The sequence below is a fragment of the Prosthecobacter sp. SYSU 5D2 genome (genome assembly GCF_039655865.1).
In the GTDB taxonomy this organism is placed as follows: Bacteria; Verrucomicrobiota; Verrucomicrobiia; order Verrucomicrobiales; family Verrucomicrobiaceae; genus Prosthecobacter.
Genome location: NZ_JBBYXL010000008.1, coordinates 50,652 through 74,334, shown reverse-complemented (window position 1 = coordinate 74,334; position 23,683 = coordinate 50,652). Strand labels below are relative to the sequence as shown.

25 protein-coding genes are annotated in these 23,683 nt (G+C 59.6%); 15 read left to right on the top strand and 10 right to left on the bottom strand.

Annotation, left to right across the window (positions count from 1 at the left end; genetic code table 11):
- The first annotated feature begins 216 nt into the window (after positions 1-216).
- The 7 genes from WJU23_RS14835 to WJU23_RS14805 all read left to right on the top strand — a co-directional run bounded on the left by WJU23_RS14835 (position 217) and on the right by WJU23_RS14805 (position 6,142).
- A complete protein-coding gene (locus WJU23_RS14835; protein ID WP_346333382.1) occupies positions 217-1,011 on the top strand; it encodes a DUF3450 family protein in 795 nt (264 codons plus the stop codon).
- A 16-nt stretch (positions 1,012-1,027) separates the two neighbouring features.
- Positions 1,028-2,551, top strand: coding sequence for a MotA/TolQ/ExbB proton channel family protein (locus WJU23_RS14830; protein ID WP_346333381.1), 1,524 nt, complete (start codon positions 1,028-1,030; stop codon positions 2,549-2,551).
- A 26-nt stretch (positions 2,552-2,577) separates the two neighbouring features.
- Positions 2,578-3,285, top strand: a complete 708-nt coding sequence (locus WJU23_RS14825) for a MotA/TolQ/ExbB proton channel family protein (protein WP_346333380.1) — start codon at positions 2,578-2,580, stop codon at positions 3,283-3,285.
- Positions 3,286-3,295: 10 nt separating this feature from the next.
- Complete coding sequence (locus tag WJU23_RS14820; protein WP_346333379.1) at positions 3,296-3,700, top strand: biopolymer transporter ExbD; 405 nt, start codon at positions 3,296-3,298, stop codon at positions 3,698-3,700.
- 7 nt (positions 3,701-3,707) lie between these two features.
- On the top strand, positions 3,708-4,373 hold the full coding sequence (locus WJU23_RS14815) for an energy transducer TonB (RefSeq protein ID WP_346333378.1): 666 nt from the start codon (positions 3,708-3,710) through the stop codon (positions 4,371-4,373).
- Between the two features lie 18 nt (positions 4,374-4,391).
- Positions 4,392-5,732 carry a tetratricopeptide repeat protein gene (locus tag WJU23_RS14810; RefSeq protein WP_346333377.1) on the top strand — a complete coding sequence of 447 codons (1,341 nt, stop codon included), beginning with the start codon at positions 4,392-4,394 and terminating at the stop codon, positions 5,730-5,732.
- A gap of 206 nt (positions 5,733-5,938) precedes the next feature.
- Positions 5,939-6,142 (top strand): hypothetical protein, encoded by a 204-nt coding sequence (locus tag WJU23_RS14805; protein ID WP_346333376.1) that lies wholly within the window; start codon positions 5,939-5,941, stop codon positions 6,140-6,142.
- On the opposite strand, the gene WJU23_RS14800 is transcribed toward WJU23_RS14805, so the two are convergent.
- The 5 genes from WJU23_RS14800 to WJU23_RS14780 form a co-directional block, all read right to left on the bottom strand.
- Positions 6,128-6,688, bottom strand: coding sequence for a hypothetical protein (locus WJU23_RS14800; RefSeq protein ID WP_346333375.1), 561 nt, complete (start codon positions 6,686-6,688; stop codon positions 6,128-6,130). The genes WJU23_RS14805 and WJU23_RS14800 overlap by 15 nt on opposite strands.
- Positions 6,689-6,733: 45 nt before the next feature.
- Positions 6,734-7,900, bottom strand: a complete 1,167-nt coding sequence (locus WJU23_RS14795) for a hypothetical protein (RefSeq protein WP_346333374.1) — start codon at positions 7,898-7,900, stop codon at positions 6,734-6,736.
- A 129-nt stretch (positions 7,901-8,029) separates the two neighbouring features.
- Complete coding sequence (locus WJU23_RS14790) at positions 8,030-8,740, bottom strand: hypothetical protein (protein WP_346333373.1); 711 nt, start codon at positions 8,738-8,740, stop codon at positions 8,030-8,032.
- A gap of 288 nt (positions 8,741-9,028) precedes the next feature.
- Complete coding sequence (locus WJU23_RS14785; protein ID WP_346333372.1) at positions 9,029-9,394, bottom strand: hypothetical protein; 366 nt, start codon at positions 9,392-9,394, stop codon at positions 9,029-9,031.
- Entirely contained in the window at positions 9,384-9,974 is a 591-nt protein-coding gene (locus WJU23_RS14780; RefSeq protein ID WP_346333371.1) for a hypothetical protein, read from the bottom strand. Before WJU23_RS14780 ends, WJU23_RS14785 begins: the two co-directional genes overlap by 11 nt.
- A 358-nt stretch (positions 9,975-10,332) precedes the next feature.
- Between WJU23_RS14780 and WJU23_RS14775 the strand changes: the two genes are divergently transcribed.
- Together WJU23_RS14775 and WJU23_RS14770 are read left to right on the top strand one after the other, a co-directional pair.
- On the top strand, positions 10,333-10,623 hold the full coding sequence (locus tag WJU23_RS14775; protein ID WP_346333370.1) for a type II toxin-antitoxin system prevent-host-death family antitoxin: 291 nt from the start codon (positions 10,333-10,335) through the stop codon (positions 10,621-10,623).
- Positions 10,620-10,997, top strand: a complete 378-nt coding sequence (locus WJU23_RS14770) for a type II toxin-antitoxin system VapC family toxin (RefSeq protein WP_346333369.1) — start codon at positions 10,620-10,622, stop codon at positions 10,995-10,997. The genes WJU23_RS14775 and WJU23_RS14770 overlap by 4 nt, the downstream gene beginning before the upstream one ends.
- A gap of 16 nt (positions 10,998-11,013) precedes the next feature.
- Here WJU23_RS14770 and WJU23_RS14765 read toward each other — a convergent pair whose 3' ends face one another.
- The 5 genes from WJU23_RS14765 to WJU23_RS14745 all read right to left on the bottom strand — a co-directional run bounded on the left by WJU23_RS14765 (position 11,014) and on the right by WJU23_RS14745 (position 16,531).
- Positions 11,014-11,505 (bottom strand): zinc-ribbon domain containing protein, encoded by a 492-nt coding sequence (locus WJU23_RS14765; protein WP_346333368.1) that lies wholly within the window; start codon positions 11,503-11,505, stop codon positions 11,014-11,016.
- A gap of 29 nt (positions 11,506-11,534) precedes the next feature.
- The gene (locus WJU23_RS14760) at positions 11,535-11,765 is read right to left on the bottom strand and encodes a hypothetical protein (protein ID WP_346333367.1); all 231 of its coding nucleotides are present in this window, start codon (positions 11,763-11,765) and stop codon (positions 11,535-11,537) included.
- A 16-nt stretch (positions 11,766-11,781) separates the two neighbouring features.
- Entirely contained in the window at positions 11,782-12,984 is a 1,203-nt protein-coding gene (locus tag WJU23_RS14755; protein ID WP_346333366.1) for a 3-dehydroquinate synthase, read from the bottom strand.
- Positions 12,985-13,069: 85 nt separating this feature from the next.
- The gene (locus WJU23_RS14750) at positions 13,070-13,999 is read right to left on the bottom strand and encodes a UbiA family prenyltransferase (protein WP_346333365.1); all 930 of its coding nucleotides are present in this window, start codon (positions 13,997-13,999) and stop codon (positions 13,070-13,072) included.
- A gap of 459 nt (positions 14,000-14,458) precedes the next feature.
- Positions 14,459-16,531 (bottom strand): FAD-dependent oxidoreductase, encoded by a 2,073-nt coding sequence (locus WJU23_RS14745; protein WP_346333364.1) that lies wholly within the window; start codon positions 16,529-16,531, stop codon positions 14,459-14,461.
- Positions 16,532-16,860: 329 nt separating this feature from the next.
- On the opposite strand from WJU23_RS14745, the gene WJU23_RS14740 reads away from it, so the two are divergent.
- The 6 genes from WJU23_RS14740 to WJU23_RS14715 all read left to right on the top strand — a co-directional run bounded on the left by WJU23_RS14740 (position 16,861) and on the right by WJU23_RS14715 (position 23,683).
- On the top strand, positions 16,861-17,823 hold the full coding sequence (locus WJU23_RS14740) for a biotin/lipoyl-binding protein (RefSeq protein WP_346333363.1): 963 nt from the start codon (positions 16,861-16,863) through the stop codon (positions 17,821-17,823).
- The gene (locus tag WJU23_RS14735; protein WP_346333362.1) at positions 17,820-18,380 is read left to right on the top strand and encodes a cupin domain-containing protein; all 561 of its coding nucleotides are present in this window, start codon (positions 17,820-17,822) and stop codon (positions 18,378-18,380) included. The genes WJU23_RS14740 and WJU23_RS14735 overlap by 4 nt, the downstream gene beginning before the upstream one ends.
- A 389-nt stretch (positions 18,381-18,769) precedes the next feature.
- On the top strand, positions 18,770-20,101 hold the full coding sequence (locus tag WJU23_RS14730; protein ID WP_346333361.1) for an alkaline phosphatase D family protein: 1,332 nt from the start codon (positions 18,770-18,772) through the stop codon (positions 20,099-20,101).
- A gap of 14 nt (positions 20,102-20,115) precedes the next feature.
- Positions 20,116-21,363, top strand: a complete 1,248-nt coding sequence (gene phnA, locus WJU23_RS14725; protein WP_346333360.1) for a phosphonoacetate hydrolase — start codon at positions 20,116-20,118, stop codon at positions 21,361-21,363.
- Positions 21,360-22,637 carry an MFS transporter gene (locus WJU23_RS14720; RefSeq protein WP_346333359.1) on the top strand — a complete coding sequence of 426 codons (1,278 nt, stop codon included), beginning with the start codon at positions 21,360-21,362 and terminating at the stop codon, positions 22,635-22,637. The genes phnA and WJU23_RS14720 overlap by 4 nt, the downstream gene beginning before the upstream one ends.
- Complete coding sequence (locus WJU23_RS14715) at positions 22,634-23,683, top strand: zinc-binding dehydrogenase (protein WP_346333358.1); 1,050 nt, start codon at positions 22,634-22,636, stop codon at positions 23,681-23,683. Before WJU23_RS14720 ends, WJU23_RS14715 begins: the two co-directional genes overlap by 4 nt.

The window sequence follows — 23,683 nt, the reverse complement described above, 5'->3', positions numbered from 1 at the left end:
GAGAAATGCCTGAATCTGCGGCAGCAGCCATCGTGGAGCGGGGCGCGGGAGCTGTCTGGCGAAATAGTAACACAATGCAGCGACGGCACGCGAGGAGGGCGTCAGGCCTTGCGCGGCCTTTGTGACCGTTTTGTCACCTTATTCGGCTTTGGATTTTGACGGTCTCCGGCACCTGTCCATGCCTCCCGGTCGGCATGTGCCAGCGGGGCCATTGTCATGAACCGTTGCCTTTTTCCCCTCGTCCTCTGCCTGGTGTCCGCTGTTTTGGCAGCGGGCCAGACGCCGTCAGACTCCGCCACGAAAGACTATCTGGCGCTTTCCCGCGAGCTGCTGAACAAATACTACGAAACCCAAAAGCTGCTGAGCAAGGAGGAGACGGACTGGAAGACGGGCAAGGAGATCGTGGGCAGCCGGCTGGCGCTGATGAAGGCGCAGATGAAGGAGCTGACGGAAAAGACCGCCGAGCAGCAAAAGACCATCACCACAAATGACACGGAGCGTGAAAAGCTGGACGCGCAGAACAAGGAGCTGCTGACGACCCAGGATCTGCAGGTGAGCGCCATCCAGAAGCTGGAGACCCGGGTGCACAGCCTGTGGCCCATGCTGCCGGCCTTTCTCCAGGACAAGATCAAGGGCCAGTATGAGCGCCTGCCCAAGCCGGAAATGAAACCGGAAGACATCAAGAGCAGCGTCGGGGAGCGGTTTGTGAACGTGCTCATCGTCATCAATGAGGTGAACAAATTCCACAGCGATGTGACGGTGATCAATGAGCGCCGCAAGCTGGCGGACGGCCGCGAGCTGGAGGTGCGGGTGCTGTACCTGGGACTGGCGGCGGGCTACTTCGCCGGCAGCGGTGAAACGGCCGATGTGGGCGGCATGCTGGTGCCGGGACCGAAGGGCTGGGAAACGGTGGAGGACCCGAAGGTGGCCGCGCTGGTGGATGAGGTGATCGCCATGAACAAGGGCGACAAGGTGGCCGGCTTTGTCTCCCTGCCGGTGAAGGTGCGCTGAGCGGAATTTTTTGACCATGATTTTACACTTTCTCCCGATGAAAGCCTCCTCCCTGACTCTCTTTTTGGCCCTGGTTTTCTCCCTGTCTGTGCAGGCACAAAACGGAGCGCCACTGGCCAAAGTGGCCGATGATTTCCAGGACAGACTGGATACGGCAACGAAGCAGCTGGCGGAGACGCGCAAGAAGATCGAGGCCGAAAAGGTGCCGATGACCAAGCAGCTCAACGAGCTGGATGACCAGATCATCGAGGCTCGCAAGGAGTATGACCGGGTGCTGCGCATCAGCGACAGCCGCACGCTGGACATCACCAACCTGAAGGCGCAGATCAAGGCCAAGGAGGACCAGACGAACTATGTGTCCAACATCCTGGACGAGTTCATCCGCAACTTTGAAACCCGCATCCACATCTCTGAGGCGCAGCGCTATGGGGACCTGATCACGGACAAAAAGAATGCGGCGGCCAATGGCAACCTGAGCGTGCAGGACAAGCTGCAGGCGCGGCTGGATGTGCTGAACCTGGCCATGGACCGGCTGGAGGAATCCGTGGGCGGCGTCATCTTTGACGGCAGCGCAGTGGAAGGCAAGAGCGGCGTCGTTTCCAAGGGCGAGTTCCTGGTGCTGGGGCCGCTGGCCTTCTTTGCCGGAGAGGATGGCAAGCACATGGGCCTGGCGGACCTGCGGCTGGGCTCCAATGAGCCGGCCATCCTGACGCTGCCGGAGGCGACGGAGCCGGAGAACATCCGCACGACCATTGCCGCCGGGGAAGGCAGGCTGCCCATTGATGCGACGCGCGGCTCCGCCTTCAAGGTGGAGGAGACGAAGATGACGATCAAGGATGAGTTCCTGAAGGGAGGACCGGTGATGTGGCCAATCGGCATCCTGGGTGCGGTTGCCATGCTCATCGGTCTGGTGAAGTGGATGCAGCTCATCCGGGTGAAACGCCCCAGCTACAAGCAGGTGACGGAATTGCTGGCGCATCTGGATGCCGGGCGCACTCAGCAGGCGGAGGCCATGGTGAAAAAAGTGGGCGGGCCGGTGGGCAAGATGCTGGCCGCCACGGTGAAACATTACACGGACCCGGCCTCGATGATGGAGGAGTCCATGTTTGAAAGGGTGCTGGATGCGCGGACGAAGCTGAACTCCTACATCCCGTTCATCAAGATCGCCGCTGCGGTGGAACCTTTGTTAGGCCTCCTCGGCACCGTGACCGGGATGATCAATACCTTCAAGCTGATCACGGTCTTTGGCACCTCGGATGCGTCCACATTCTCCTCCGGCATTTCGGAGGCGCTTCTCACCACGGAATGGGGCCTCATCACCGCCATTCCCTGCTTGCTCATGGCGGCTTACCTGGCGCGGCTGGCCCGTGCGGCCATGGATGACATGGAGAAGCTGGGCGTGCGCATCATGAACCACCGCAATGCCAAGGATGCAGGTGGCAGCCCGCCGTCGGCTTTTGCCTCTGTGAAGCCAGCCCCGCAGCCATCGCCTGAGCCTGAGCCGCTGGGTCTTCGCCCGATCACTGCTCCTGCTGTTTGATTTGATCCCCCCGAGATCGTAATCGCATGTCTGCCGTTTTACCGATGCTTGCCAGCCTCATGGACTCCCTGCCAAAAGGGGCGCAGGACTATGTGCAGAGCGGGTTTGATTTCTGGGATGCCGGGGGCTGGGGCATGTGGCCGCTGGCCATCACGGCCTTCGTTCTTTATGCCAAATGCGGCGACATGTTTTACACCTTCTTTCTGGTGAAGTTCCGCCAGAACCGCTACTTCGGCGGGCGCAAGACGGTGTCACGGCTGGGGGCTGACAGCGCGGCCTCCCTGTCCGCCTTCCAGGCAGCCCAGCGGTATCTGGACTTTCATGAGGTGAGGCTGCGGGACAATGCCAGTTATGATGATGTGATGGCAGCCTTTGAGGAGCTGCGGGTGCATGAGCTGCCGCCGCTGGACCGTGACCTGAAGTTTATCAATGTGGCTGTGGCTGCCGCTCCCTTGTGGGGCCTGCTGGGCACGGTGACGGGCATGCTGACCACCTTTGACGGCCTTTCCAAAGGCGGCGGTGGCGAAGGCACGATGAACGTGGTGGCTGGCGGCATCTCTGAGGCGCTCATCACCACGGAGACGGGCCTGATGATCGCACTGCCGGGTTATTTTTTGCATTATTTGTTAACCGGAAAACGCGGCCGCTTTGAGGGCTTCATCGAGCACCTGCAAAACGCCTGCGGCCAGCGTGTGCTGAAGCTGGCCAAACACGAAATCAACGTCAACGACTGAGCAAACTGAAATGGCAAAATTTGGACAAAACCAGGAGCCGGAAGATGAGGCCGCGATTGATATCTCGCCCCTCATTGACTGTATCTTCATCCTGCTGATCTTCTTCATCGTGACGACCACCTTTGTGGAAGAAACGGGCATCGAGGTGGACAAGCCGCAGGCGGCCTCCGCCAGCGATTTGGAAAAACAGAGCGTCATGATCGCCGTGACCTCCGAAGGGCAGATCGTCTATGGCGGCAAGGAGATCGGCATGACGGGTGTGCAGCCGACGGTGCGGCGCTTTGTGGAAAAGGACGAGGCCACACCGGTGATCATCCAGGTGGATGAGAAGGCGCCTTCCGGGCTGTTCGTGCGGGTTATTGATGAGGCCAAGCTGGGCGGTGCCGCCAAGGTTTCCGTGGCCACCCAGAAGTAATTTTTGCATGTCCACACCCGCCCATCCAGCGTCCAAAACGGACAAGCGCAAAGGCACCGGCAAATGGGTGCTGGTGCAGCTCCTGTTCATGGTGGGCTATGGGGCTGGCCTAACCATCTTTGTGCTGGGCGTGATTCCGTATTTGCAGATCGTCACGGGCGGTGGGGCGAAGGACTTGCTGGTGCGCACGGTGGCTGCTGTGGAGGCCCCGCCGCCGCCGGATTCCATGCTGGATGAGCCGCCGCCGCCGCCGGATACGCAGGAGGAGCCGCCACCGGACATGACGCCGCCGCCGGACCTGGGCTCCACCTCGCTGGACATCGGCATGGTGGGCGGCACGGGCGCGGCCATTCCCATGAACTTCGGCGGTGCGGCGATGCAAAACGCGATGGCGAATTTCAGCATGGGGGAAGCGGGCACAAAGCCGCGCGCGGTCTATCAGGTGCAGCCGAAAATTCCCGCCAACCTGCGCACCGCCAGCGGGCGGGTGGAGGTGGAGTTCACCGTGGATGTGCAGGGCCGGGTGCAGAATCCGCGCGTCACCAGTTCCTTCAGCCCTTTGATGAACGAGCCCGTCATCACCGCCATCAAGCAGTGGCGGTTTGAGCCCGGCCAGCGCGGCGGCAAACGCGTGCCCACCAAGACCAAGCAGCCCTTCAAATTTGGCAAGTAGCCTTTCTTTTTTAAAGCCATGAAAACGTCCGCTCTCACCCTCGCTCTCTTCGCCACGCTCAGCTCCCTGAGCGCTGCGCCCAGCCTGTGGGACAATCCTGTGTTCCAGAAAAAACTGCTCGGCAGTTTTGGTTATTCCAGCGAGGTGGAGCCGCCGATGAGCGACTCTGAAGCCAACGACTACGAGCAGATCCTGCCGCTCATCAAGGATGATCCGGACACGGCCATGAAGTACCTGGAGCAGCTCCGTGGACTGCCCAACAGCAGCGCGCGGTTTGACTTCCTGATTGGCAACCTGCACTTCCAGCAGGACCGCAAGCAGCAGGCGGCGGCGGAGTTCATCAAGGCCCTGGCCAAGTTTCCCGACTACCGCCAGGCGCATGCGAACCTGGCCATCCTGTATGCCCAGGCCGGAGCGCATCAGGAGGCCGTGCGCCATTTCACCGAGGCCATCCGCCTGGGTGCGGTGGACGGCACGAACTACGGCCTGCTGGGCATCTCCTACCTGACGCTGGAAAACTACACTTCTGCCGAGGAAGCCTTCCGCCTGGCCTCCGTGTTGAGCCCGGAGGTGAAGGACTGGGAGATGGGCCTGATGCGTGCGCTCTACATGCAGGAGCGGTTTCCGGATGTGATCTCCATGCTGGACAACATGCTGAAAAAGACCCCGGATGATGACAGCCTGTGGTCGCTCCAGGCCAATGCCTACCTGGGCAAAAAGGACATGCTGGCCGCTGCGGCCAACTTTGAAGTGCTGGACCGCATGGGCAAGCTGCAGCCCGCGCAGCTCGCCACCCTGGGGGACATTTATGTGAATGAAAACATGCTGGATGTGGCCGCCGGAGCCTACCTCCGCGCTTATGAAAAGGACGGCGGCAATGACGTGGCCGGCCCGCTGCGTGCCGCTGAGATCCTGCTGGCCAAAGAGGGCTTCAAATCCTCCCGGGACCTGCTGCAAAAGGTGCAGTCTGGCAAGGCCCAACTGGGGGCGGAAGACCGCCGCCGGGTGATGAAGCTGGAAGCGAAAATCAACATGGCCGAGGGCAAGGAAAGCGAAGCGGTGACCATCCTGACCCAGGTGGCCGAACTGGACCCTCTGGATGGCGAGACGCTGCTGCTGCTGGGCGGTCATTATCAAAAGGAAAGCAACCACGAAAAGGCCGCCTTCTATTACGAAACGGCTGCTGGCATTGAGGCTTTTGAAGCCGATGCCAAGGTGCGCCTGGCCCAGCTTTACGCCGGCATGGGCAAGTATGCCGATGCCATCCCGCTGCTGAAACGCGCCCAGGACATCAGCCCCCGCGACAGCGTGGGCAAATTCCTGGAGGACCTGGAGCGGTTCATGAAGAACCGGCGGTGAGGGCGGTTTCGGTGCTTGTTGTTATGGGGTGGTGAGGCCGCTGTTTTACCATTCAATCCATTTTGGGGAATGGCAAAAAGATGGCTGGTAAAAGATGGAGACTGGTTTTCATCAAACGATTTCTTGGTCTCACCTGGCTCTGCTCTGCATGGAAGCGGTTGAAAAACGAAACTATCAGGTTAAGCTGGCTTCGTGAAGCCAACGCCATGAAAATGATCTCTTTCCAGCCAGCCAACAATCAACTTTCCAGTCTCACTGATGGGGCCTTGAATGGTGAAAACAGGATGTTGGCGGAAGTAGGAAAACCGTTGATCATGCAGGATCCAGGCCGTGTTGGAGGGCAGTTTCGTGGGCAGATCTGGGAGGCACCGGACTGCTGGGCAGACGGTGAGGATTTACTTTTCTCCTGACTTGAAAGCCGTTTGCGTGGCGACAAATCTGTACTCGGCCTTCAGCGGAGAAGCGAAGACGTGGGCGAATTTCTTTTGGTATGCCTCGTCATTCCATTTGCCTTGAATATTATCTATCTGCATCAGCCCTTGGTTGGAGATCAAATAGGTGGTTATGGCTGAGTTGCCTCCTCCGCCATTCCATGAGCAATGCAGCAAAGTGGCACCGGTGGACAGGGCTTCCGTGGCAATCGCACCGTGGCCCAAAGTTCCGATTCGTGTGAACTGGCCATCTTTCCTGCCGAGATACACGGTGGCCGCCTGACCTCCTGTGCCCGAAGTGCTTGCATTTGCGAACAGATGATCTTTCAACCCATCTCCATTGAGATCCACGGAGCAGGTGGAATAACCGCCCCCGTCGGTATCAAATTCCCATCCGCAGATGGCGATGTAATCATCCGCAGGACTGGCGACGACAGCCGGTTCATGGCGGATATCATCGGCTGCGGCTCCTGCAATGAGGTGAAGCGAGATCGATAGGATCAGGAGCTGGAGGGAAGTCTTCATTTTAGGCCAAGGGAACCATCAGAAATACCTTTCACAAACTGGAGCTCAGTGACTCAGCCAATGGGCAGGCGGGGGAGGTGACATGGTGCGGCGAACAAGAATAAAACCTCCTGTGGCTGCTGCCTGCAAGGCTAACATCGCAACGGATGCCACCATCAAAAAACTAATGAACTCAACTGAAGTCACCAGCATGGCCAGGATGATGCCCATGACTGCTGCCAAAGCCATCCACATCCAGCGTGCCAGTTTGGAATGGCTTTGCAGCCATTGACGTGGCAGAAAACGGTTGTCGAAAGCAGGGTGGGTGAGGAGGAAATACCGGCTGAGCCAACCTGCCGGAGCAAGGAAAATCAATGTGCCAAGCCACCACATGAAAACCACGGTCCACAACTTGACTGCCAGCAAGTGGAACGGCAATACCCAAGGTTTGGATTGTGCGGTGGCATTAAAACTGGCCCGGAACGAGTGGAGCGAACGCCATGGAAATGAGAGGCAGCGGTAGAGAAATGACTTTCTCTCACAGGCTTCCTTCCAGTCGTTGATAACCATGGAGCAGGTGGGATCCATTGCCAGTGACCGGGAGAGCCAGACTTCAGCGGCGGTGTTTCTTTCGAGCTCCTGCAAAAGCGTTCCTACCTGCCATAACACCACGGGGTCTTCCGGATCATGGAGCAGCGCGTTTTCCAATGCTTTTATACGCTCTTTCCAATGCCCATGAATGGCTGAATTGGCGCGAAAGACAAATTCAGAGGTGCGCCAGGTCTCCACTGACCCGGCGTCCAGTTTCTTCGCCATAGCGATATGAGAGCTGGCCTGTTTCACCCTGCCTTCGACTGCCATAACGGTTGCCATCAGGCGATGAAGCACCGGAGATTCCGGTTCCAAGGCCAGTCCCCGGTCTAACAATCTTCGTGCCTGGTGAAAAGCGGACAGCTGAATGGCAACCTGAGCAGCGAGAACATAATGGTAACTATTTTCAGGATCCAATTGAAGCAGCAGGTCAACGTGCTTTTTTGCCTCCTTGCCTAACCGGAGCTGGATCAAGGCGATGGCTGCGCTCCGGTGTCCTGGCCCATCCTGAACGTTTTGGGCAATCCGCTCTTTTGCCATCGTCAGCAGACGCTCCCATTGCCGGGCTTCAATCAAGTGACTGAGGACAGCCGCTGACGGCTGGATATCTGGCTGAGATCCGTGATCAGGAGGAGGGGGCATCGGGCTTCAATGATCATCAAGGCCTGGAATTTGGCCTAGCCCTTATATTGAACCTTACAATCTAAGCCATTACCAGCATCTTCTCTTGCAGCTACTCCATGGGCGGAAGGTTTCGAAGCTGGGTTGGACTCATTTATTTACCTTCGCAGGAACATCCCTGCGGATATTGAGTTTGTCGAATAACTGATTGATCTGATCCCTCGTGGCAGGTGATAAAACGGGCTTGTGCTTGTTCTCAAGCATGGACCCAATAAGGGCGAGGTCGTTGCAATCGTAACACATTAAAATGTCTATATCACCATTGGCGGTGGACAGACGGAAGCCATGGCGAGGCTTAAAATCGCAGGCCGAGAAATCGCCAGGAATGATCTGGTCCCGGAAGAAATCGACCCACTGGTTGGCTTGGGCCGTATCGTCTATTTTCAACTGGCCAAGGACGGGAAATTCATGAAACCTGGGCAGTCTCTGAAACTCTTCGGCTTCAGGATTTTCATTTCGCTGGATGTCTGAGGCAGCGACGGGGAACAAAGAATACAAAGTGAGCGAGGTCACCTGCGGGAGCTTAGCGCCAAGTGCAGAGCGTGCGCCTGAGAGAGTGGACTGAAATTCGGACTTCAATCCCGGAGTTATCTTGTTCACGAGTTCCACCCAGCGATTGAAATGTTCGGAAACTTCCTCACCGCTCAGGTGTGGAGAGAGGTCGGGAATCTTCACCAGCAGTGACACATTTACCTTAGGGCTGGCGACGACAGCCGGTTCTTGGCGGATGTCATCGGCTGCGGCTTCTGCAATGAGGTGAAGCGAGATCGATAGGATCAGGAGCTGGAGGGAAGTCTTCATTTTTGCTTTGGACTTGGGGCCTGCTTGCCAGAATGGCCTAACCTGCGGCGGACAGCCATAACAGCGGTGTTAAGGATATCCAGAGCCGAAAGGGCAAAACTCCCGATGAGGAAGCCGATAAGGCTCGACACAATGATGCCAGCGTCTTCCCAAAAGTAGAAATACAGAAATCCAGGCAGGGTGGTCAGCGCGGTGCCACACACGATATATGTTAGGAAGATCCAAAGTGAGCACTCCTTTTGGCGCTTTCGTATCCTCTGGATCATCATCGTTTGGTTCGTAGTGGAGTTAAATCTCTGGGGGATGAAATGCTGGTGTGAGATTCATAAATACTATCTCTTCCTGCTTCTCAACTGTCTCTTTCAGGGACCGCAGCCACAGCCCTCCGGCAAGCATGAGCAGTGCACCGAGGATGATGTATAGAATGCGGTAGTTGACGGGTTCCATCGTCCCTGCCCAATGGTCGGTGAGGGAGGCTAATGAAGCTCCGGCGACATAAAGCAAAACACAGTAATACCATGCTTTTTGGACGCTGACAGAGTTGTGGAATGAGTTGGGAGAAGGTTGCGCCTTGGTGAAGCCGCCGAACAGGGCAAAGCCGCCCAGCAGTGCGGTCAGCAGGAGAAGGCGGCGAAAATCGAAATTAAATTCCATGGGGAGAAGATGCTTTGATGCGGAGGGGACCTTTGTGGCTGCTGGAATCAATCTTGCGCATCTGTGCCAGCATCAGGATCTCTTGTTTCAAGGCGGGATGCTCTTCGATGGACTGCCACTTGTTGGCTCTTTGAAGGGTGAGCAATGCTTCCTGCAAACGCAGCTCAATTCCCGGCGGGTTTGGCAGCCGCTCGCGCAGGTGTTTGATCGCGCGGAGGGTCATCAGCGGACCGCCCAGAAAGATCTGGCTTAGGACATAGGCCGGGCCGGTGACTTGCTTTGCATAATGATTGAGCATGAGAGATCCTCCCGATTCAAAATTCAGATCGTGGAAGAAAGGAGACTCCGCATAGTTTTTAAATCCAAGCCCTGCCTGCCACTGCCGCCATCCACTCCAGGTGATGCCGATCAGGGCTGCTCCACAGAGCCAGGGAACGGCAGTGTAAGACCACCTAAAAGTGTGAAAAACAAAGGTCAGACCAAAATGGAAAAATACGTCTGCCAAGACATAACACACGACTGCTGCGAGGAGGCAGAGGACGGCTTTGATGATTTGAAGCCGGTTGTAGGTAGTGATCATGAGGCCGGTGAAAAGGACATCTAGATCCTGAGCGTTCTGTCAAAAGATTGAAGGCAATGCCGATAGTGACTAAGCTAATTCATGTATCCATTCCACGTCCTCTGTCAAACTGGCGAGACCGTTTTGTGAAGCGAAAGTGGCCCGCACTGTCCCCAGTGCGGAAAGCTGCCTCGAAGCTCCCCAGATCCCCCAAAGTTCCAATCTGCAGTCGAAGCTCTTGTGATGGGCAAGTTCCTGCAGGACCTGGAGCTGTTCCTGAAGAACCGGCGGTGATCTGGGCGCTTCCTTTGAAATCAGCTGTAAAAAACAGTTGAAATACGGGCAGACCAGACCAGACTTGGTCTGGAGGATTATCGCCATGAAAATCATCAACATCCAGGCTGCCAAGACACACCTTTCCCGTCTCGTGGAAGACGTGGTGAACGGTGAAGAAATCATTTTGGGAAAAGCAGGCAAGCCGCTGGTCCGTCTGGTGCCTTATGTCGTGCCCAAAGGTGACCGTGTGGGAGGCCAGTTCCGGGGGCAGATCTGGGAGGCGGAGGATTGCTGGTCAGATGCCGGGGACCTGTTGGACGAATCGGTTTCCGGGGAGCTCTACCATCACATCCCTGAACCTGCACTCGTTGCGGAGGCTCCGGCACGCGCATGAGACTGCTGCTGGATTCCTGTGCCGTGGTGTGGTGGCTGAACGGGCCGGAACTGCTTTCGGATTCCGCCCGGACAGCCATCGCCAGCTCCTCCAACCAGGTCTTTGTCAGCGCCGCTTCCCTCTGGGAACTGGGGCTGAAGGTGGCCAAAGGAAAGCTCAAAATGCCGCCAGGCATGCTGCAGGTTTTGGAGGCGGACGGCATTCAACCGCTGAGCGTCACCTGCGCCCATGCCGAGGCATCTCTGACGCTGGCCCCCGTCCATGCCGATCCCTTTGACCGCCTTCTCATCGCCCAGGCCCTGTCTGAAAACATGATCCTGGTGACACGGGATGAAGTGATCCCTCGCTACCTGGTGCAGGTGATGCGGGCTTGATCTGATTCGGCCAAGGCTAACTGCTGGTGCCTTCACTATTGAGTTCTGATATGTTGGCGATTTGCCGCTGCAAAAGCTCCATTGTTTCATTCATGCCTTCAGGAAGGGATCCAAGGTTGATTTTCAATTCTCTCAGAATGTCCACCATACGGCGTTTCTGATCGAGCCGACCTCCAGTTTTCGCGGCAGCCACTGTAGAATCATACTCCTTCCGCAACCTCTGAAGATGACGCGTGACTGCCCGGCACTTTCTGCAGTGAACGGGAAAAGCGTCTATCCAGAAATGATATTCTTCGAACCAGGCTTTCTGCTCTCCTGCAGTCCAGGTAAATTCCTGATGACATGTGGCACACTTGAAGTCTGCATCGAGATACCAATGTCTGGGACAGACCGAAAAGTTTTGTTTGCTGATGTCAGCCGGGATGGCGGAATCGTGCTTTAGGTGAATGGCGCTCCAAAAAAAGTGGCCCGGCATCAACTTGGGATCTGTGTTTCCGAAGATGTCCATGCTTTGGATCGTGCGTGGTTCGCCGACATCTACCGCCAAACATTCATGGCAATGTGGTAGAGCGAGTATTGGCTTGTAGATGCCTGGATAGCATCGTGGATCTTTGATAGAGAAGCTTGATCAAGTTCAGTGATTCCAAGTCTATGACCAAAAGCTTCAACTAATAATTCAAGGGCAGATGTATCCGCAGGGTCGTACGATTTTCTATTGTTCCAAAGAGATGAAAACGCCCGAAAGTCAATGGAGTAGCCGCGATCCATGGGAGAATTTGGCAAATCACCCCACACCCGCCAGGCTGTCCACCGCACACTTCTCCCTGAGCTCTTCCATGGCCTCGAGGATGAGGTGGCGGTCCATTTCGTGGACTTCGAGTTTTTGGCCGATTTTGGGGACGAGGGTGACGGTGAGTTCGCCGCCGAGGTGCTCGCGGAATTCTTCGAGGCCTTCGAGGATGGTGGGCTCGCCGGATTTGCCTTCGGCGAGGAGATCAGGGTGGAAGGTCTCGAAGCCGATCTGCTGGATGAGGCGGATGACGCGGCGGGCGGTGGGGGCATCGAGGATGCCTTTTTTGACGGAATAGACGAGGTCCACGGCCATGCCGATGGCGACGGCTTCGCCATGGCTGACGGCAAAGTGGGTGATCTGCTCCAGCTTATGCGCGGCCCAGTGGCCGAAGTCCAGAGGACGGGCGCTGCCGAGTTCAAAAGGGTCGCCACCGCTGGCGATGTGCTCCACATGCAGCTCGGCGCTGCGCTGGACGATGCGCTCCAGCGCGGGCTGCTCCAGGCGGGCGAGGGGGCCGGCCATGCGCTCCATTTCCTCAAAGAAGGCGCGGTCGCGAATGAGGGAGACTTTAATGGCCTCGATGATGCCGTTGCGGCGTTCGCGCTCGGGGAGGGACTCGAGAAAGGCGAAGTCATTCACCACGGCGAAGGGGACGGAGAAGCTGCCGACCCAGTTCTTTTTCTCGAAGTAATTGACGCCGTTTTTCACGCCCACACCGCCATCGCCCTGGCTGAGGGTGGTGGTGGGAAAGCGCACGTGGCGGATGCCGCGATGCGCGGTGGCGGCGGCAAAACAGACGAGGTCCAGGGTGGCACCGCCGCCGATGACAAAGACGTAGCTGTGGCGGTCCAGCCCGGCATCATTGATGGCCTGCCAGCAGTGCTGGACGAGGGAGAAGTCGTTTTTGCAGGGCTCGCCCCCTGGCAGGATGACGGGCTCACCGGCCAGGTCCAGCACCTCGGCATGGGCGCGGGCATAGGTGCGCAGGCTGTCCAGGAGCTGGGGATTGGCGGTGGCCACATGGTCATCCACGAAGACGAGCACGCGGGGCACTTTGTTGGGGTGGTCCAGCAGGAGCAGGTCGCGGACCGTCGTGTTGGCAGGGGCAAACACATCGCGGGTAAAAAGGATGCGATGAGCGTATTCGAGCCTGATTTTCTTCTCCAGCATTGAGGGGGCGGTTTTTCTCTCCAAAGCTTACGCCAGGGGAGGCGAAAGGGAAAGACTAGAACGGGGGTCGGCCTGTTTTCATGCAGCGATAAATGGTTGAAATGCAGCCTCAGGTGGCGGCGATCCAGCGCTGCCAGAGGCGCAAAAGCGGGGCCATTAAGACAAAGCCGCAGGCGAGGGGCAGGGAAACCTGGATGACGGCCAGGGCATCCACGATGGCGATGCCCGCCAGCAGGATGCCCACTGCGCGGCCAATGGCCGGGCCGCCCTGGCGCATGAGGCGGGTGGCATAAAGAACCATGGCGATGAAGACGAGGAGGAAGGGCAGGGGGGCCAGCGGCGTGAGATCTCCCAGGAGAGGAATGAGCCGCCAGTTGGCCCGGCTGAGCCAGAAAACCAGGCCGACCACGGCAGGGGCGTAAAGGAGGGCTTTGGCGAAGAAGGCGCGCAGCGGCGTCACGACGGCACCTTTGGCCTCCATGCGGGCCACCATGGTGAGGCCGACGATGTAGGCCCCGAGGGTGAGGGCGAAAGGGAGGGCCAGGTCATCCAGCCACCAAGGAACCCCGCTACCTGCGGTGGGTAGGGAAGAGGCGGCCATGGAAAAAAGCAGCACGCGGCAGGCTCCCATGACCCAGACGGCGCCGGGCCAGGGCTTGTGATAGAGATCGTAAAAGAGGATGGCGGCGAGGAGGGCGGCGACGATGGGCACGCTGGCCCCGGCCTCGAACACCCCGATCCACGCGCCACCTGCCATCATGCCGAGGCCGACAACCCACGCGGCCAGGGGGCTGATTTTGCCGCTGGGGATGGGGCGGTCTTTTTTATGCTCGCGGTCATGCCGGACATCGGCGGCGTCATTGAGGATCATGCCGCCGGTGTAGAGCAGCGATCCGGCGAGCAGCAGCCAGGCAAGCTGGAGGCGCGGCGCAAGATCACCGTTCCAGCTGCCGCCTGCCAGCAGCCACGCGGCGGTGACGTTGGTCCAGACGGTGGGGAGATTGGAGATGCGGGCGAGTTCGAGCCAGGGTCGGAGCATGCGCAGGGAGGGTAGCGTGTTTTTTGTGGCTGGGAAGCACGACCGGGCGGGAAAGAACCGTGAGCCCGCAGGGCTGCCCCATGAGTAGCCGGAGGTCAGGCGAGCCTTGACGAGCCAGACCTCCGGTAGGGATCAAGAGGCATCCAAGGCGAAGATCAACCCGTCAGGGTTGCCCCATCATGTCGTGGCCTGAATGGGCGAGGCGTGGCCGATGGGGCTACTCCTGCGGAGTAGGACGCACTTTGGAAACAGCGTGCCCTGCTACCGGAGGTCTGGCTCGTCGAGACTCACCTGACCTCCGGCTATTGATGGACAGCCCTACGGGCTGAGGGAACCTGACAAGCTCAGCGGCATTGCGGACACTCTTTTTGGAAACCGGTGAGGTGAAGCTATTGGGAGAGATTGAGTTTTGTTTTTTCTGGCTCCCGCTGGGGCTTCGCATCAATTGGAAAGTGATGACTACTTTACAGGCAGCCACTGGACGGCGTCCACGATGACGAAGCCTTTGGTGCCTTCGTTGCTGATTTCCACCCAGGTGGATTTGCCGGCGGGGAAGGTGAAGGTGCCGACGTTGTGGAAGTTGTGGGCGCTGTCGGGGCCTTTTTTCTGGTTTACTTTGACGACGGTTTCGCCATCGGCGTGGAGGATTTTCACGGGCACGGCGTCGGAACGGTTGTTGTTGGCGCAGTAGGACACGAGGACCTGGTAGCGGCCGGCCTTGGGCAGGTCCGGCGTGTAGCGGGCGCGCTGGGGGCCTTTGTTCTGGCCGCCGTCATGACGATAGAAGGGCCGGACGAAGCCTGGCGTGGTGTGGCCTTGGGAATCAAAGCCGGTGAGGTCGGCGTCGGTATCATCCAGGACGATGCCGGGGAGGCTTTCTTTGGCATAGGAGGCCACTTCCGGGATGGGCGGGGTTTCGAAGTCCAGCATCTGGCCGTCCTGCAGGAGGCGGGCCTTCAGCTTTTCATAGTCAATGCCCTGGACGGTGGTGCCCTGCTCGATGGCGTGAATGGCGGCGGTGGCGGCACTCTGGCCCATGACCATGAAGACGGGCTCCATGCGGATGCTGCCATAGGAAATGTGGCTGGCGCTGAGGCAAAGGGGGACGAGGAGGTTGGTGCACTCCTCCGCCTTGGGCCGGATGCTGCGGTAGCTGATGGGATACGGGCGGCTGCGCACCTGCACATCGCCTTCATTGCGGACATAACCTTCTTTGGTGACGTAACGCTGGATGTTGTGGGAATCCATGTTGTAAGCGCCCATGCCGACGCTGTCTTCGATGACCTCGATGCGCTTGCAGTTCTTTTCGGTCATGACGTAATCACCAATCATGCGGCGGGCTTCGCGGACGTACATCTGGCGCGGGAAGTTGTCGTTGTCGGTGAATTCATCCTTGGCCAGGCCCAGCTTTTGGTATTCGGCCTGGATATGCTTGGGCACGCGCGGGTGGTGGGCGTAGGTCCACATGAGGCCTTTCTGCCAGTCTTCATGGGCTTTCCAGATCTTGGCGCGGGTTTCGTAATCGGCCTCCGGGTAGTCCCAGTTCTGGCCGATGAAGTCGGTGCTGATGGCGTGGTTGTTGTTCGTGTCCGTCTTGCGGTTAGGCATCCAGGCGGGGGCCCAGGAGATGCGGTGGTCACCGGCTTCGATGTTGCGGAGGGCCAGCTCAAACCAGCGCTCATCATAGTTGGCGGGCTTTTCCCAGTCGCGCTTGTTGGCGGCGTCATCGGTGGTGCACATGCGGAAGTTGTAGGCCTGCACCTTGCGGTCGCCGCTGAACTCCACGCCGGGGTCTTTTTCGATGCCGGGCAGCAGGCCGCTGGAGGGGTCGCCAGGAATCACATAAGGATCCACATTTTTGCTGAACTGGTGGCTGTGGCTGTGACCCACCTGCACACCGTTGAGCGTTTCGCCATAGACGCTGTTGGCCTCGCGCCCGACGTGGTATTTGACGCCGGCCTTGGCCATGAGGTCGCCCTCATAGGTGGCATCAATGAACATGGGGCCGGTGAATTCGCGGCCGCTTTCCATGATGATTTTGGTGATCTGCGGGCCGTCTTTGACGACGCCTTTTTTCAGGTCCAGACGCTCGCCTTTGACGACGGTGATGTTTGGCCCGGCCTCCTTCAGCATGGTGTCATAAATGGCGGAGGCGACATGCGGCTCAAAGGTCCACATGGTGTCCTCGCTGCCCGTGTTGCCATGCGGCTTGCGGGCGAAGTAGGCCTCGCGCGTCTCCTGCTTCCACTTCCCGGCGTCCGTATAGTATTTGAAGATGTTGGCGTAAAATTCGCGCGACATGCCGCCGATGGCCTTTTTGTTGCCGATGTCCGTCGCGCCCAGGCCGCCGGTGGTGAGGCCGCCGAGGAACTGGGTGGGCTCAATGAGGATGGCCTTCTTCCCCATGCGCGCCGTCTGGATGGCGGCGGTGATGCCGCCGGAGCTGCCGCCATAAATGATGACATCCGCCGAATCCGCAGCGGCCAGGAGGGAGGGTAAAAGAAGACAGGAGGCTATTAAAGAACGCGTCATGGTGAGCAGAGAAAGGCGCACCCGGATGGCAGGATCTTTCAGGGAAGTGAGGGGAAAGGCCATTTTGGGGAGGGCTTACGCATGAAAAACAGGGCACCCAATTCTACAGGATTAACAAGATGAACATGATTTACAGGATCTGAAAAAAATCCTGTTCATCCTGTTAATCATGTCAATCCTGTAACTTAAGACACCACTTAAAGCTGTGATCTCATTTCATGCGTAAGCCCTGTGATTCTTGAAGAATAACAAGGTCCACCTGCCAGCTTGCCGATTTTTGATCCTGGCGCAGGATGAGGCGTATCTTGAGGCAGTCTCGCTTCCCCTCCATGAACATCTTTCCCCTCGTCATTCGTTACGGCACCATTGCGGTGGCGCTTTTTGGCGTCTTTAGCATGACGCAGGTGCTGCAGCAGATCCGGGCGCAGGAGAATGTGATTCCGCCGCCGCCGGTGAAGCCGCCGGAAAAGCCGGTGGGCACGCGGCTGGCGGCAACGGGCATCATTGAGGCGCGGGAGGAGAATGTGGCCATCGGCACGCCCATCGCCGGGCTGGTGACGAAGGTGATGGTGAGGGTGAGCCAGCAGGTGGAAGTGGGAGATGCGCTGCTGCAACTGGATGACCGGGAGCTGCAGGCACAGCTCATCCAGGCGCAGGCGGCGGTGGCGGTGAACCAGGCGATGCTGGATGTGACCCTGGCGCAAAAATTGAAGGTGCAGGACAATCTGGACCGGCTGAAATCCATCACCGACCAGCGGGCGATCAGCCAGGATGATCTGCGCAACCGCACGAATGACCTGACGGTGGCGCTGGCACAGGTGGGCTCCGCCGAGGCACAACTGGCGGCGGCGCAGGCGGATGTGAAGCAGATTCAGATGCTCATCGAGCGGCTGACGATCCGGGCGCCGAGGCCGGGCACGATTTTACAAGTGAACATCCGCGAGGGGGAGTATGCGTCCATTCAAAACCGGCTGCCGGCGATGATCCTGGGGGATCTGGACAAGCTGCAGGTGCGGGCGGATGTGGATGAGCAGAATGCGATGCAGGTGCGCAAGGACGAGGATGCGGTGGCCTATGTGAAGGGGGATTCCCTGACGCCGTTTCCGCTGAAGTTTGTGCGCATTGAGCCGTTTGTGATTCCCAAGCAGTCGCTGACCGGGGCGAGCACGGAGCGCGTTGACACGCGGGTGCTTCAGGTCATTTATGAGCTGCCGGTCCCTGAAGGAAAGCAGCTCTATGTGGGGCAGCAGGTGGATGTGATGATCGGCGGCCAGAAGCCCCCTCAATCATGAACCTTGTCGAACTCGCCCAACGCCTCCGTCAAACCCGCCTGGACAAAGGCATGACCCTGGATGAGGTCGCGGCGGCTTCCGGCGTGGGAAAGGGCATCCTGTCCAAGGTGGAAAACTTCCGCGTGACGCCGACGCTGCCGACGCTGGCCAAGCTGAGCGAGGCGCTGGGCGTGAAGCTGTCTGTGCTGCTGGACGGGCTGGACGCCAGGCCCAGACTGAGCGTGGTGAGAAAGGATGAGCGCAAGATGATCGAGCGCGACCGCACGCAGTCGAACATTGACTATGAATCCCTGGCGCACCGGCGCGCGGACCGGGCCATGGACCCTTTTGAGCTGCGCATCCCGGCACGCGGCGGGCGCATGGAGGCATTGCCGCACGAGGGAGAGGAGTTTTTGATGGTGCTGGAAGGCAAGGTGACCTTTGAGTTTGACGAGGAGACCTATGAGCTCCAGGCCGGAGACAGCCTGTACTTTGATGCGGAGACGAAGCACAGGCTGTTTAATGAAACGGCGAAGGATGCGCGGGTGCTGTGTGTGTTTTTGGGGCGGCGGTATTGACGGGGACATGGAGTGGCACTTGCTAAGTGCCTGTGGAGTTGTGGGCGGGCTTTTGATACAGGATTAACAGGATTTTAAGCAGGGGGCAGGGGGCGTGGAGAGAATGGCGAATGACGAATGACGGAGGGGCGTGGGGCAGGGAGCAGGGAGCAGGGAGCAGGGAGCAGGGAGCAGGGAGCAGGGAGCAGGGAGCAGGGAGCAGGGAGCAGGGAGCAGGGAGCAGGGAGCTTGGGGCAAGGGAGCAGGGAGCAGGGAGCTTGGGGCAAGGGAGCGCTGGAAACTGGAAACTGGAAACTGAAGACTGAAGACTGAAGACTGAAGACTGTTTTTTTCTATGTGGCGGTTTTGTTTCTTGAAAGAAACTTTGTGGTGCTTTAGTTGTACGTCGAATGATGCCTTCCAACTGTCCGCCGCAGTCACCGCTGAGCCGCCGTGAGTTTGTTTCCAATGCTTTTGCGCTGGGCGCGGGGGCGGCTTTGCCGGTGAGGGGGGCGGAGACAAAGGAGGTGGGGCGGCTGGGGCCAATCGTGGGGCACACGGAGGAGACGATGAGCTTCCTGTGGATGCGGGCGCAGGCGGCGGGGGAGTATGTGCTGGAGGTGACGCCGGAGAATGGGGGCGCAGCGAAACGCATCGCGGCCCAGGCGGAAGCGGCGCAGGATCTCTGCCTGCACTGGCGGGTGGAAGGGCTGGAGGCGGGCAGCCGGTATCGCTACCGGGTGCTGAATGGGGAAATGGTCATCGCAGGAGATGCGGAGCAGGTTTTTGCCACGGCACCGAAGGCGGCCAGCGCTGGCAAGGTGCGCCTGGCGATCAGCTCCTGTGCGAAGGAGGATGCGGGCAGCCGGGCGGTGTGGAAGCGCATGGCGGCGGAGCAGGTGGATGCGGTGATGCTCATCGGCGACACGCCTTACATTGACAGCACGGAGCTGGAGGTGCAGACGCGGCGGCATCAGGAATTTGCGGCGGTGCCGGAGTATCAGGAGCTGCTGCGCAACCGGCCCTGCTGGTGGACGTGGGATGACCATGACTTTGCCGGCAATGACAGCTCCGGCCTGGCGGTGGGGAAGGAAAACAGCCGCCTGGTCTTTACGCGCTACCGCCCGCAGGCGGCCTATGGCGATGGCAAGGAGGGCATTTACACCAGCTTCCGTTATGGGCCGGTGGAGGTCTTCATGCTGGATGCGCGCTGGTTTGCCATGACGGAGGCCTCCTATGCATCACCCGTGAAACCCTCTTTGTTAGGCCGTGTGCAGTGGGAATGGCTGCAGGAAAAGCTGCTGGCCTCCACCGCACCCTTCAAGCTGCTGGCCTGCGGCATGATCTGGGATGACAAGGAGAACAAGGAGCTGGATGACTGGGGCAGCTACGCGCATGAGCGCAAGGCGCTGGAAAAGTTCATCGGCGACCACAAGATTCCCGGTGTGATCTATGTGGGCGGTGACATCCATGCCAGCCGTGTGCTGAAGTATCCGACCCAGAAGGCGGTGGGTTATGACCTGGTGCAGTTCATCGCGTCGCCCATTCATAACAGTACCATTCCTTCGCTGAATGTTTATCATCCGGACCTGGTGCGCAGCGCGGTGGAGCCGCATGTGTTCCTGGTGATGGACATTGACTCCACCGTCACTCCGGCCCGGCTGAGCGCGGAGCTGGTGAACAAGGACGGCGAACGTGTGTTTGCCTATCAGCTCGACCTTTCAGACCTCACTCCAGCCTAACCAACGATTCTTTTATGCCAAACGCAGCTACCTTTTCCGTCAACGGCCGCACCTACCATCCGCCTGCGCGCCCCATCGCCGTCATCTGCCTGGACGGATCTGCGGATGAATATCTGGATGTGGCGCTGGCCCGTGGCCGGATGCCGAACCTGGCCCGCCTCAGTGTGAACGGCTGGCGCGGGTTTGCGCGTGCGGCGATGCCGACGTTTACCAACGTGAACAATTCCAGCATCGTGACCGGTGTGCCGCCGAGTGTGCATGGCATCGGCGGGAACTTTTTTTATGACACGACGACGGGCCAGGAGGTGATGATGAACTCCGCGCAGTATCTGCGTGTGGAGACGCTGTTTCCGCATGCGCAGCGGGCCGGACGCAAGGTGGCGGTGGTGACAGCGAAGGAAAAGCTGCGGGACATTTTTGCCTCCGGCCTGATCTCGGAAGGCGGCATCGCCTTTTCCACGGAGAAGGCGCGGTCGGCGGTGCTGGAGACGCATGGCATCGAGGATGTGGAGGCGCTGTGTGGCCCGCAGCCGGAGATCTACAGCGGCGAGGCCAGTGTGTATGTGCTGCGGGCGGGCGCGGCGCTGCTGGCGGCCGGGCGGGCGGATTTTCTCTACCTGTCCACGACGGATTACATGCAGCACAAACATGCGCCGCATGAGGAGGAGGTGGTGGATTTTTATGCCGCGATTGATGCGGAGATCGGCAAGCTGCTGGAGCTGGGCGCGATCGTGGGTGTGACGGCGGACCATGGCATGAATGACAAGCAGACGGCGGAGGGTGTGCCGAATGTGATCTATCTGGAGACGGAGCTGGAGGCGGCCTTTGGTCCCGGTTTCCGCGTCATCCTGCCCATCACGGACCCGTATGTGGTGCATCATGGAGCGCTGGGTTCCTTTGCCCAGGTGCATGTGCCGGAGGGTGCGGATGTGGCGGCGATTCAACACTGGTTGTTAGGCCAGAAGGGCATCAGCGAGTGCCATGTGCGGGCCACGGGGGCGCGTCTGATGGAGCTGCCGGAAGACCGCATGGGCGACCTGGTGGTGGCCAGTGGCAAGGATGTGGTGCTGGGCCGCTCCACGGAATACCATGATCTGAAATCCATCGCCGGGCCGCTGCGCAGCCACGGGGGCCGGTATGAGGAGATGGTGCCGCTGCTGTTCAGCGAGCCGCTGAATGCGGCCTATGCTGCGCGTGGAAGGGCGGATGTGCGGAACTTTGACATCTTTGAAATCACCTGCAACGGCACCCACGGCGCATGAGCGGCATTCCTCACAGCGATCCCGGATTCAAGCGCGCGCAATGGCGGGTGCTGGGCGCTGTGATGTTTTGCTATCTTTTCTACTATACAGGCAGGCAGACCTTTGGCTTTGCCATTCCCGGCATTCAAAAGGAGCTGGGGCTGGACAAGGAGACGCTGGGCTGGATCAGCGCGGCCATGCTGTGGAGCTATGCGCTGGGCCAGGCGATCAATGGGAATCTGGGCGACCGGTTCGGTGGCCGGCGCATGATGGCGCTGGGGGCAGGAGCGTCGTTTTTGCTGAACTGGCTGACCAGCTTTGGCGTGGGTTTTAAGAGCCTGGCGGCGGCCTGGGGCATGAACGGGCTGGCGCAGAGCATGGGCTGGGCACCGGGCAGCCGCCTGGTGGCCAACTGGTTCGGCGCGCATGAGCGGGGGAAGGCTTTCGGTTTTTTTGTGCTGGCGGCGGGCCTGTCCTCAGTGCTTTCGTTTGTTACATCGTTGGTTATTCTGGATGTGCTGAAACTGGACTGGCGCTGGATCTTCCGCCTGCCGGTGGTGCTGATGCTGCTGGGCGGCCTGTTTGTCTGGATATTCGCGCGTGACCGGCCATCGCGGGCCGGTTTTGCGGACTTTGAAGATGATGCGGGCACGCCGCGCACGGTGGATTCGCCGGAGGAGGAGACGTCCTGGCAGCGGTATGTCATCGCGCTGACGAACGGGCGTCTGCTGCTGGCCGGGCTGGCCATCGGATTTCAAAACACGGTGCGTTACGGCCTGCTGATCTGGGTGCCGGTGCATTTTTTGGGCGAGGATTTTAAAAGCGATCCGGCGGGCAAGTGGATCAGCGTGGCGCTGCCGCTGGGCATGGCGCTGGGCGCGGTGGCCAGCGGGTGGATCTCGGACCGTTTCTGCCAGTCGCGGAGATCGGGCGTGATCACCTCCTTCATGCTGCTGGCGGCGGTGGCGGCGGGTGCCATGTATCTGCTGCCGCGCGGACATTTCCTGGGCATGCCGATGCTGTTTCTCTGCGGATTTTTTGCCTATGGTCCGCAGTCGGCCTTCTGGGCGTTGGCACCTGATTTGTTAGGCCGCGCGCGTGCCGGAACGGCGGTGGGCATCATGAACTGCTTTGCCTACACGATGGCCGGCCTGGGCGAGCCGCTGGTGGGCTGGTTTGTCCAGCACAATCCCTGGGCCGAGGTGCCGGGAGTGGAAAACACCGCGCTGGTCTTTCCCATTGTGGCCATTGCCGCCCTGTGCAGCGCCACCCTGGCCCTTTTTATCCGCCGATGAACTCCGCCCGCATCCAGCTTTTCCAAGGCCCTGGCCGCCCTTTTGAATCCCGCACCGTGCCGCTGCCGGACCGCCTGCATCCGGGTGAGATCCTGGTGGAAATTTCCCTGGCAACCGTCTGCGGATCGGACCTGCACACGGTCTCCGGGCGGCGTGGTGCGCCCACGCCCTGTGTGCTGGGGCACGAGGCCATCGGCCGGGTGGTGGCCAGTGAAAGGCCGGGTTTTACCGAAGGCCAGCGGGTGACGTGGACGCTGGCGGACAGCTGCGGCGAGTGCCCGGCCTGCACGGAGTGGGCGCTGCCGCAAAAATGCCTGCGGCTTTTTAAATATGGACACGCGGCGCTGAACGACGGCTCCGGATTGAACGGCTGTTATGCCAGCCACATCGTCCTTAGGCCCGGTACTTTTGTGCTGCCTGTGCCGGACGGGCTGAAGGATGCGCTGGTGGCTCCGGCGAACTGTGCGCTGGCGACCATCGTGAATGCGCTGGAGTCGCTGCCTGTACCGTGTGCCACTGCTTTGGTGCAAGGCGGTGGTTTGCTCGGACTGTATGCCTGTGCGTGGCTGCGTTTTCGCGGTGTGGAGCGGGTTTTTTGTACGGACCTGTCGGCGGAGCGGCTGTCCATGGTGGCGGAGTTTGGCGGCATCGCGATGCCTGCGGATGCGCAGATGAAAAAGCGCATCCTGGAGGAATCCGGCGGCGGTGTGGACCTGGCGCTGGAGGTGGCCGGTACGGCGGCGGTGATTCCGGACGGCATCGCGCTGCTGCGACCGGGCGGCACGTATGTCTGGGCGGGCATGGTGCATCCGCAGACGGCGCTGGACCTGACGGGCGAGGCGGTGCTGCGCAAGTGCCTGACCATCCGCGGCGTGCACAATTACGCCCCGCGCCACCTGGGCATCGGGCTGGATTTTCTGGCGGCGATGCAGGACCGGCTGCCTTTTGAAAAACTGGTCAGCCCGCCGCTGCCGCTGGCCGCGCTGGACGAGGCGCTGCGCCTGACGGAAAGCCGCCGGTGGCTGCGTGTCTCCATTACTCCTTGA